The organism is Streptomyces sp. NPDC037301, from assembly GCF_055602785.1.
Genome location: NZ_JBVJWD010000111.1, coordinates 1 through 9,498 on the forward strand (window position 1 = coordinate 1; position 9,498 = coordinate 9,498).

Below are 9,498 nucleotides of genomic sequence, written 5' to 3' on the forward strand. Positions count from 1 at the left end.
AGATGCTCCACCCGACGCGTCGGCACCATCGTCCAGGCCGTCCACACCCATCCACACCCTGATGACCTGCGGCTATTCAGGATGAAAAAGGTTCACTGAGTGCTTCGCCTGGCCGCGCTCGCGCTCAGTTCTGCGCCGGTCATGACGTAGCGACCTCCTTGCTCTCTGTAGTTCTCCGGAGGGGTATCGGATGCCTGTCGGCGGTGAACGTGAGTTGTCGGCGGTGTGTCGGTGGAGGCTGCGACCTTGGGCGGGTTGGTGCTCCCCATGAGCACGCTGCCCCGAGCGCAAGGAGCCTGTCATCGTGTTTTCCGCACCCCAGGGCCGATCGTGGAACGTTCACCGGCTGCCGTCTGCCGAGGGCAGGATCTTCCTGGTCACCGGAGGTAACGCCGGGATCGGCTACTTCGTCGCGGAGCAGCTCGCCGCCACCGGTGCCGTCGTCATACTCGGCAGCCGGGACCGCGCGAAGGCCGACGCCGCCATGGCCTCGATCCGCTCGCGCGTCTCCGGCGCGCACGTGCGGCACCTTCAACTGGACCTCGCCGACCTGTCATCCCTGAAGACCGCCGTGGACAGGCTGGACCTCGAGCATCTCGACGCGGCGGTCTACAACGCAGGGGTCGCGCTCGACGACCCGCCGCGTCGAGAGACCGAGGGCGGCCACGAGCTGATGTTCGGCACCAACCACCTCGGCCACTTCGCGCTCACCCAGTGGCTGGCCCCACTGCTGTCCGCGGCGCCGGCAGGCCGCATCGTGACGGTGGGAAGCTTCGCGGCACGGTCCGAGCGACTGGATCTGGGCGATCTGCAGTCGACCCATGACTATCGGCCCAAGCGCACCTACGGCCGATCGAAGCTGGCGCAGATGTGCTTCGGCTTCGAACTCGACCGCCGCCTGCGCGCAGTCGGCAGCACGGTGCTCAGCGTGGTGGCCCACCCCGGCGGCGCACTGGACTCCCTCACCCCGTCCCGCCCGCCGGTACGCGTGACAACCTCCGGCGAACGGTTGCGCGCTTTGCCCGCCGGACTCTTGGTGCAGGGCAAGGACGCCGGGGCATGGCCCGTTGTCCGTGCCGTCCTCGACTCGGAGGTGCAGGGACGGCAGCTCTGGGGGCCGAGGGTCTTCGGGCTGCGTGGCGCACCACGGCGTGAGCCCGTCCCCTCTCATATGACCGACCCGGCCGCCGCCGCTCGCCTCTGGGCGGCCAGCAGTGAGCTGGTCGGCACCGATCCGCACCTCGGCTTCCGGTAGGCGTGCAGTTGCACCCAGGGCGGCCATCCAGTGGCCAACTGCGGTGCTCAGCCCGGCCAACTGGGACGCTCGGTCACACCGATGTGAGCCGAAGCACGGTAGTTGTCACGTAGGCAGGCTTGTTGTCATTGCTGCGGCTGCCGGCCGTTGCCGGTGTGACTCTGTGGGCTCATAGGGTTGTGAAGATGAGTCGCTGTTGTGGATCATCGGGTGGTCGTGGGGGTTCTTGCCAGCCGGTGCTTAACGCTGTGACTCCGGGGCGAAGGCGGTACGGCGGTCCGGTGGGGGCGGTCTCCTGCCGCATAATCCTTCAGGTGTCCGAAACTCCCGTCCCGATACCGTCGGGCTCTGTTCCGGCAGGTACGCCCGCCTGGTCGTCCACCGATGCCGCCCTATGGGCCCGGGCCCGCCCCGCATCCTGGGCCAGGCCCATGTGGTCAGTGCCGGCGCTGCTGATCACCGTTGTATGGGCGATCGCGGTGGAACCGGTGCCGTCGTGCAGCGATGCGGCGCCCTGCGGCCCGGACTGGGGCGGCATGGCGGAAGTGGGTCTGGCCGTCGGGCTGTTGTACTGGCTCGCCCGACTTCCGGAGCTCACGCTGATCGCAGCGCCCGCGCTGGCGGCCATGGTCGCGTGGGGAGAGCTGCCAGGCGCCGGCCGGATGTCCCAGGTCGCGAACTTCGCCGTGATCGGGGCCCTGGGCTTCGGCTGGGCCGCGGCCCGCGAGCGGCTGGCGGCCCGGTCCAGGCAGCGGCGGCTCGTGGAACGGGCCGCCGGAGTGCGGCATCGGTTGCCGGAGCCCGCCAGCCCACTCGTGCTACGACGCCTTCGGCTGGCAGCTGCTGGTCCTGGCGGCCGGGCTGCCCGGGCTCTCTTTCCTCACGGCGGGCGTCCTCGCCCGCCGCCGTGCCGTGGCGCTGCGCCGCGCACCGATGCCGGCCCTGCGCGTGCTGGAACGCGCGGACTATGAAGGACGTACCTGGGTCTACGCGGCCGACGACACCGCCGGCCAGAGCGCGCTCTTCACCTGTCTCTGCACGGGGACGCTCCCCGATGACGACGAGCTGGTGGACCGCATCGAAGACGAAGCCGAGGACGAGGACGAATTCCCCGTCGACACCCGGTTGCACGAAGCGGTCCTGCTCGGCGCCCCCTACGAAGGCGGCGAGCTGGTCCTCGTCACGACGGACCGGGCGGGGGACCCGATCGTGATCCGCACCGCCGGCCCGGTCCGGCTCCCCCGAACCGGCAAGAAGCCCCTTCTGGGAGCCACTGCCCTCACGGGTACCGACCCCGACACCTCGGATCCGCAGCGGCGGGCCCGGATCGACCGCATCGCCGCCACCCTGGCGCCCACCGGTCGCCCGGTGCGCTGGGGGCCGGGCCCTGTGGCCCGAACCGCCGGACTGGCCCTCACCGCGGGCGTGGCGGCCGGAATCTCCTTCACCGCACACTCCCTCGCGACGGACGGCTTCGACTGGCACCTCCTCCTCCCCCTGCTTTCACTGCCGATGTGGATCCACTTCGCGGCCGTCCTCCTCAACTGGCGTGCCACCGCGGACAGCACCGGTCTGTGGCTGACCGGAGCCTGGACCGTACGGCACGTCCCATGGGAACGGCTGCGGGCAGCCGAGTACACCGACGAGGGCAGCGTAGAGATACGCCGGTCGGACGACGGCACCTGGCATCTGACGGGGCTGGGGGAGCCGCGCCTCGAACGACGACTGCGACTGCGCCCGTCGTACGTCCGCATGGCCGAGGAGGTCACAGCCCTGCACGCCCACCCGGAACTGCGGCCCGCGGAACCGAGCCCACCCAGCGACCACGGCCTGCCACTGGGTCCCGTCCTGCTCCTTCTTGTCGGCCTCGCCGTCACGGCCGTGCTCATCACGTGAGCACGAAACGTGCACCGAACGCCACCCGAGCTGTGCCGGAACCTCTGGAACGCCCCGTTGGCCGGCCTCGATGACAGCGGCACCAGCGGGCGTACGAGCAGCACCTGGACGTCGAATTCACCAAGCTGGACCCTCAGGACCTGGCTGCGGCGTCCTGATGGCCGCCTTCGAAGACGGTCCGGCCCGGAGTGCGCCGTGAGCAGTACTGCCGTCTCGCCTCCTGTTCGCGGGTTCAGGCTCTCGGGGGCAGTAGCCGTGACAGTCCGTAGTGGAAGCGGTTGTCGAAGGAGTCCGTGACCATGAGATGCTCGCCGATCCGGGCGAGGGCGGGGTAGCTGCCGGTGGCGACGAGGTCGTGGAACGAGCCGCGGGGGTTGTCGGAGGGGGTCTGCTGTTCCTGGGTGAGGCCGAGGGTGAAGTAGACAATCGACCAGCACAGGCGGGCGGCGTCCGGTTCGGGGTGCCCGGCGTTCAGCAGGGCGCCAGCGATGGTGTCGGCGACACGCAGGGTCTTGCCCGTGCCGGTGAAGGTGCCGGCGACCAGGCGGCCGCCGTCGCGGTGTGCGAGCAGGGCGTCCCGGTAGCGGGTGGCGACTGTGCGGGCCCGTTCGACCGGTTCGTCGGGCAGGTGGGTGACGTCGACGGAGCCGACGATGTGGTCGGCCATCGTCTCGATGAGTGTCTGCTTCGTCTTCACGTACGAGCTCACCGAGTTGAGGTGGGAGCCGAGGGTCCGGGCGACCCCGCGCAGCGTCAGCTTGTCGAGGCCGTCGGCTTCGAGCGTGGTGAACGCCGCCTCGATCACGTCGTCCAGCGTCCAGCGCATCCTCGTGTCCCGTTCCGTTCTCCGTCACCCACCGGCGATTTCTTGGTCATGGTACAAGCGGCCTGTTCAGGGCCCTGTTCAGGCGCCGAACGCCGCCTGGGACACCGCGTCCCACCGCTCCCACTCCTCGATGCGGGAGGCGTACTCGGCCCTGATCACATCGAGGGGCCCCTTGCCGAAGAAGATCCGCAAGGGCGGCTCGTCGGCGTCGACGACAGTGAGGATCGCCGCGCGGGTGGCGGTCGGCTCGCCGCGCACGCCGGCCGGGCGCTGCATGGCGGCGCGGAAATCGTCGTAGGCGGGCAGGGGTTCGGGGTGGACGGCGGAGGGCCCGGCCCAGTCGGTGGAGTATCCGGCGGGTTCGACCAGGGTGACCTTGATGCCGAAGTCCTGGACCTCCTTGGCTAGGCCGGCGGTGAATCCCTCCAGGCCGAACTTCGAGGCGTGGTAGACGCCGAGGCCCGGCAGGGAGAAGACGCCGGCGATCGAGGAGACCTGGATGATGTGTCCGCCGCCCTGGGCCCGCAGGTGCGGCAGCGCGGCCTGCGTGACCCACAGCGGGGCGAGCAGGTTCACGTCGATCTGTGCCCGGGCCTGCTCTTCGCTGATCTCCTCGACCATGCCGAACAGGCCGTAGCCGGCGTTGTTGACGACGACGTCGAGGCGGCCGAAGCGGTCGGCCACCTGACGCACGGCGGCGTGGACGGCCGCGCGGTCGGTGACGTCCAGCTGGATCGGCAGCAGGTTGTCGCCGTGGGAGGCAACCAGGTCGTCGAACGCGCCGGGGGTGCGGCTCGTCGCGGCGACGCGGTCGCCCCGTTCCAGGGCGGCTTCGGCCCACTGCCTGCCAAAGCCCTTGGAGGCGCCGGTGATGAACCAGGTCTTCGTCTTCGCGGTCATGTCGTGCTCCTGTGTTCCTTGGTGCCGGTCGGTTCCTGCCGACCGTGCTGGGTGAGCGGGGAGTGCCCTGGGGCGACGGCCAGGCCGTCGACCTCGATGAGCCATTCGGGTCGGCCGAGGGCCTGGACGCCGATGAGCGTGCTCGCCGTGCGGGGCCAGTGGCCGCCGAAGGCCCGCCGGCCGGCCGCGAAGATCGGCTCGACCAGTTCGGGGCGGTGCCCCACGACGTGGATGGTGTTCTTCAACAGGTCGCGCGGGCCGCAGCCGACCGCGGCCAGCGCGGCGGCGACGTTGCGGAACGCCTGCTCGGCCTGGGCTTCGTGATCGCTTTCGCCGACGAGACGGCCCTCGGCGTCCAGGGCGATCTGTCCCGCGATCGCGACGACGGATCCCGAGCGGACGATCGCGAGATGGTGGTAGAGGCCGCCGACCGGAGGGGCCAGCTCGGGCGGGTCGACATGCTCGATCACGGCCGTGTCCTCTCGTAGGGGGTGTAGTCGGTCAGCGCGAAGCCGTTCGACAGGCGGATCTGGTCGCGCAGCAGCAGACCGCCGAGCGGCAGCCGCTCTTGGAGCGCCACCACGCCGCGCCGGAACGCGATGCCGGCCGGGGTCCGCGGCGTCATCGTCTTGCCGTTGCTCTGCCCGAACCGCTGGATGCGGGTGATCCACGGCCGCAGCCGCTCCTCGTACGCCCGCAGTCCGGCGACGACGTCCCCCTGCGCCCTGGCCAGTTCACCGGCGAGCACGTAGGCCCCGACGAGCGCGATGGTCGTGCCGTGCCCGGACATCGGCGAGGCGCAGAACGCGGCGTCGCCCACCAGCCCGATCCGGCCCGACGACCAGCGCGGCAGGGCCACTTGGCTGCACGCGTCGAAGTAGAAGTCCGCAGTGTCCTCCAGCTGGTCGATCAGCTCGTCGGCGTGCCACCGCATCCCGGCGGCGCGGGAGCGCACGACGGTCTTCAGCGCGGCGGTGTCGCGAGGGTCGTGGCGGAACGGGGCGGAGCGGAAGGCGAGGATCGTCATCAGCTGCGTGTTGCCGTTCACGGCGCGGGCTCCGATGGTGCGGCCCGGTTCGGAGTACACCTCGGTCCAGTCGCACAGCCCCAGCGTGTTCCGCGCGGTCCAGAACGACAGGTAGTGGCCGAGGCGGCGCAGCTGCGCGCCGTCCGGGCCGAACGCCAGGTCGCGCACGCCCGAATGCAGGCCGTCGGCTCCGACCACGACGTCGAATCGGCGCGGTGCGGACTTCTCGAAGGTGACGTGCACGCCGTCGTGCCGGTCGTCGAGTGCGTCGATGCGATCACCGAAGACGTACTCGACCGGGCCGACGGTCGCCTCGTGGAGGATCTCCACCAGCGCGCCCCGCAGAATCTCGGTCTCGGCCACCGGCCCGTCCCCGCCGAAGCCGTCCGCCCGCACCGATGCCTGCCGCCGACCGTGCGCATCCACGAACGACAGCCCGTCCGCGCCCGTCCGGGCGGCACGGACCGTCTCGGCCAGGCCCGACCGGGCGATCACGTCGCGCCCGCAGCCACGGATGTCGATCAGCTGCCCGCCGGTGCGGCGCGCCGGCGCGGACTCGACCACCGTGACCTGCGCCCCGTACCGCGCCGGCCAGTACGCGAGCGCCGGGCCTGCGATACCGGCGCCGGAGATCAGCGCCTTGGTTCCGGGCATCGTTCACCACCTCCGGTTTTGGTCATTGACCAACTTCCGCATCCAGTAAAGTTGGTCAATGACCAAAAATCAACCGCTGCGAGCCGACGGCGAGCACGGGGATCTCACAAAAACGACCTCGCCGTCGAAGGGCCGCAGGCCAGGCCATAGGTACGGAAGAGCTACGGAACGGAGGCTGTACGGGAGTGCGGGCGCGACATTGTGGGCCTGACCTAGATCCTCGCGCTCGCCCGTCGCCGCCTCGACGTCCTGTGGGCACTCATCCGCGACCAACGCCAATGGACAGTACGGCCGCCTCAACCGGAACCAGCCGACGCATGACAATCACGTGCCTGTCGGCGGGACGCGGAAACCACACCCGTCGGGGCCGTTCCCGAGCGCCTGCCGTAGGTTCCCGGCCATGGACACGAACACACAGCCCGATGCGATTGAACTGATCCGGCTGGCCGACCCCGGCCAGAGCGTCAGCGTTTGCCTGCGTTCGACCGAGCCCACCCTCGAAAGCCTCGGCGTCCGGTACTACGACGCGGAGGCCGTCGTCACGAGCGGCTTCGTCAACGGAACTGTCCACCTCGGGTTCGACTCCGCGGACCTCTCAGACTGGGGCCGGCTTCTCGACGCCATCGAGGAAGCCGAGCAGGAGGCCGACCTCGACGAGCCGTTCACCGCGGACTGGCCCCAGTCAGGCCGCACCGCCTACCTCCGATTCATTTCCGACGACCCCTACGTGGTCGAAGTCCATGACGGCACCAGCACCCAGATCGTCGTCTCAGTGCCGCTCGACATGGGCGAAGAGTGGATAGCCGAATCCAGGGAGCGTCTGGCGGCGGCCCGAGCCGCTCTTGGCGTTGGCGCAGAGGATCACCCTGACGCACGTCCCTGACCACGAGCTCACCCTCCCGCACCACACTCCGATGCTTGACAACGACGATTGGGAATCAGTCACAATTACCCGTTCCCGGCCCCGAAGAACTCGGTCGAACGCGCAGCAAACCGTCAGGCCGCCGACGACTACCAGCACCAGGAGGCTGGCGGGTCGGGGCGGCCATGCGCGTTCGCAAGCTGACCTTCGCCGACGTCGACGTCGCTGTACGCGATTCCGGGCACGGCCGGCTTCGGCTGCACCCTTCGGAGGAGATATGTGACCTCGGGCGCACGCATCTCCTCCGGGGCGCATCAGCGCTCTGTCAGCAGTCGTCCTCGCCGGTTGAGACCCGTGCAACGGGATGGCGTCAGCGACTGGCTGCTGAGGAGGGCTTAACCGAAGATGGGTGAGGGCCCAGGAACCTGCATCGTTCCTGGGCCCTCGTGGTGGGGTTGGATGTTGCATTGGCCGGCAGGGTCCTACAGGGCGAGCCAGGCGGAGCCGCCGAGCGTGCTGATCACGCTGGCGGCAACGACGAGGAGCCCGTACGGAATGCGTTGGATAGTCAGGTGCAGCCCGCCTACACGTACTTCGACGGCAGGCTTGGATTCCCTGTCGATCTGATTACCGGTCATGATGGCCTTTCGCCTCGGGTTACTGAGCCCCGGAGAGGGACTTGTGACCATGGTTCTGGGGCGTCGCATGTTGCGGCAGGCGCATCAGCTGGTGCGAATGGAAGTGGCAACGGGAGCCAGGGTTGCCCGGTGAGCAACGGGCGCGGCGAGAGGGAAAGGCACTTGACTACCGACGAGAACGCGGTTGAAGCGGTTGGCAGCGACGACTGGCCAGCGCGGCAATACGGGGCGCTGCTCAGGGAGCTGGCCCTGAGGAGTGGATTGAGCCAGAGACAGATCGCCGCCGACGTTCTGAAGCGTGATGGCGGCTCGGTGTCTCGCTACTTCACAGGTGGCCGTCTGGGATGCCGATACCGAACCCGGCGGCCAGCTGGCGTAGGTGTCGCCGCAGCGCAGGTGGGCCAGGGCCAGCAGGGCCTGCCGCCCAGTGGTGAGGCGCCGCCAACGGGAACCGATCTCACGGCGGTGCATGTCCAGTTGGCGCGCGAGATGCCGCAGGTGTGCGTTGGACAGATCGATCGCCGACGGGTAGACAAGCACGCGAAGCTCCTGCGCGAGACAGCGGATCTTGGTCGTGACACCGTCTGCCAGGAGCTTCTTCGTTGCGCACGACGGCCCCGACCAACCTGACCCATCAGCAGGTTGGAAGAGGCTCAACGCGTACGCCGACTGGGGCCAGGCGACTGTGCTCGAGAGGCTGGTTCAGCCGCGATTTTCTTCCTCGGTCTCCATGAGCCGGATTCCCTGGTGGGTCATTGAGACCATCGCGGGAATGTTGCCGGGCTCCCAGTCGACGGTGATCAGACCCTCGCCGGCGAGGTAGGTGCAGGCGGCGGCCAGGTCCTGTTCCGGGATGTGGAGGTCGTGTCCGAGTTTCGCCCCGGTGATGCCGAGGAGGCGGTTGCCTTCGGTGGCTTCGTACAGGTCCTTGAGGATCTGCTGGCGGTAGGTCTTCCGCTCGCGAAGTGTGGCCATGGCAGCGTCCTTTCGTGCGTGACGTGTGCCCCGGGCCCGTCAGGTCTCATCGGCGTGGGCGCCGCTGCCAGTGAGGGGCCTGCTGGTGGCCGGCCAGGAGCGGGCGGGGCCGGCGCCGGCTTCGGTGTCGACGGTGAGGTGGAGCCGGGTGCCGCCGGCGGGGGCGGGGTAGCTGCGCTGTTCGGTGGCGCCCAAGCAGCGGCGCAGTATTTCGGCGACCGCGCGGGCGGCCTGGGGCGAGGCGGCGACGATACGGACTTCGGCGTGCCCGGCCAACCGCGGTGTCTCTGTCTCGTGAGGGTCCAAGGCAGACGTCCTTTCGTCGGGGGCGGGCGACACGTCGGTGGGTGGGACGCCGGCGGCGTCCCACCCCCCGCCCCCAGTCCGGGGAAGGTCTGGGTTGTCGGCCTGGGTCTCCGGTTGCCCACAGGAGGTGCGTTCGAGGTGCGTCGTCCAAGCCTGGCA

At 69.5% G+C, this 9,498-nt stretch carries 11 protein-coding genes and 1 pseudogene; 3 read left to right on the top strand and 9 right to left on the bottom strand.

Annotated features, from left to right (window positions below; all coding sequences use genetic code 11):
• Positions 1 to 304: 304 nt before the first annotated feature.
• Positions 305 to 1,255 carry an SDR family NAD(P)-dependent oxidoreductase gene (locus tag ACZ7IB_RS48000; RefSeq protein WP_470921583.1) on the top strand — a complete coding sequence of 317 codons (951 nt, stop codon included), beginning with the start codon at positions 305 to 307 and terminating at the stop codon, positions 1,253 to 1,255.
• Positions 1,256 to 1,565: 310 nt separating this feature from the next.
• Here the strand turns inward: ACZ7IB_RS48000 and ACZ7IB_RS48005 are convergent, their stop codons facing one another.
• Positions 1,566 to 1,793: a hypothetical protein gene (locus ACZ7IB_RS48005; protein WP_470921585.1), complete on the bottom strand. Its 228-nt coding sequence runs from the start codon at positions 1,791 to 1,793 to the stop codon at positions 1,566 to 1,568.
• A 395-nt stretch (positions 1,794 to 2,188) separates the two neighbouring features.
• Between ACZ7IB_RS48005 and ACZ7IB_RS48010 the strand changes: the two genes are divergently transcribed.
• Positions 2,189 to 3,151, top strand: a complete 963-nt coding sequence (locus ACZ7IB_RS48010; protein ID WP_470921586.1) for a hypothetical protein — start codon at positions 2,189 to 2,191, stop codon at positions 3,149 to 3,151.
• Between the two features lie 232 nt (positions 3,152 to 3,383).
• On the opposite strand, the gene ACZ7IB_RS48015 is transcribed toward ACZ7IB_RS48010, so the two are convergent.
• From ACZ7IB_RS48015 to ACZ7IB_RS48030, 4 genes are all read right to left on the bottom strand, one after another.
• Positions 3,384 to 3,977: a TetR/AcrR family transcriptional regulator C-terminal domain-containing protein gene (locus ACZ7IB_RS48015; RefSeq protein WP_470921587.1), complete on the bottom strand. Its 594-nt coding sequence runs from the start codon at positions 3,975 to 3,977 to the stop codon at positions 3,384 to 3,386.
• Positions 3,978 to 4,055: 78 nt separating this feature from the next.
• On the bottom strand, positions 4,056 to 4,877 hold the full coding sequence (locus tag ACZ7IB_RS48020; protein ID WP_470921589.1) for an SDR family oxidoreductase: 822 nt from the start codon (positions 4,875 to 4,877) through the stop codon (positions 4,056 to 4,058).
• Positions 4,874 to 5,347: a RidA family protein gene (locus tag ACZ7IB_RS48025; protein ID WP_470921591.1), complete on the bottom strand. Its 474-nt coding sequence runs from the start codon at positions 5,345 to 5,347 to the stop codon at positions 4,874 to 4,876. The genes ACZ7IB_RS48020 and ACZ7IB_RS48025 overlap by 4 nt, the downstream gene beginning before the upstream one ends.
• On the bottom strand, positions 5,344 to 6,558 hold the full coding sequence (locus tag ACZ7IB_RS48030) for an FAD-dependent monooxygenase (protein WP_470921593.1): 1,215 nt from the start codon (positions 6,556 to 6,558) through the stop codon (positions 5,344 to 5,346). The genes ACZ7IB_RS48025 and ACZ7IB_RS48030 overlap by 4 nt, the downstream gene beginning before the upstream one ends.
• 400 nt (positions 6,559 to 6,958) lie before the next feature.
• Here ACZ7IB_RS48030 and ACZ7IB_RS48035 point away from each other — a divergent pair, with 400 nt between their 5' ends.
• Positions 6,959 to 7,441 carry a DUF5959 family protein gene (locus ACZ7IB_RS48035; protein ID WP_470921595.1) on the top strand — a complete coding sequence of 161 codons (483 nt, stop codon included), beginning with the start codon at positions 6,959 to 6,961 and terminating at the stop codon, positions 7,439 to 7,441.
• A 461-nt stretch (positions 7,442 to 7,902) separates the two neighbouring features.
• Here the strand turns inward: ACZ7IB_RS48035 and ACZ7IB_RS48040 are convergent, their stop codons facing one another.
• The 4 genes and pseudogenes from ACZ7IB_RS48040 to ACZ7IB_RS48055 all read right to left on the bottom strand — a co-directional run bounded on the left by ACZ7IB_RS48040 (position 7,903) and on the right by ACZ7IB_RS48055 (position 9,339).
• The gene (locus tag ACZ7IB_RS48040; protein ID WP_470921596.1) at positions 7,903 to 8,058 is read right to left on the bottom strand and encodes a hypothetical protein; all 156 of its coding nucleotides are present in this window, start codon (positions 8,056 to 8,058) and stop codon (positions 7,903 to 7,905) included.
• A 343-nt stretch (positions 8,059 to 8,401) separates the two neighbouring features.
• Positions 8,402 to 8,598: pseudogene (locus ACZ7IB_RS48045) on the bottom strand (transposase family protein); the annotation flags it as partial.
• Positions 8,599 to 8,760: 162 nt separating this feature from the next.
• Positions 8,761 to 9,033 (bottom strand): hypothetical protein, encoded by a 273-nt coding sequence (locus ACZ7IB_RS48050; RefSeq protein WP_470921598.1) that lies wholly within the window; start codon positions 9,031 to 9,033, stop codon positions 8,761 to 8,763.
• 39 nt (positions 9,034 to 9,072) lie between these two features.
• Positions 9,073 to 9,339, bottom strand: a complete 267-nt coding sequence (locus tag ACZ7IB_RS48055) for a hypothetical protein (RefSeq protein WP_470921599.1) — start codon at positions 9,337 to 9,339, stop codon at positions 9,073 to 9,075.
• Between the last annotated feature and the right edge of the window lie 159 nt (positions 9,340 to 9,498).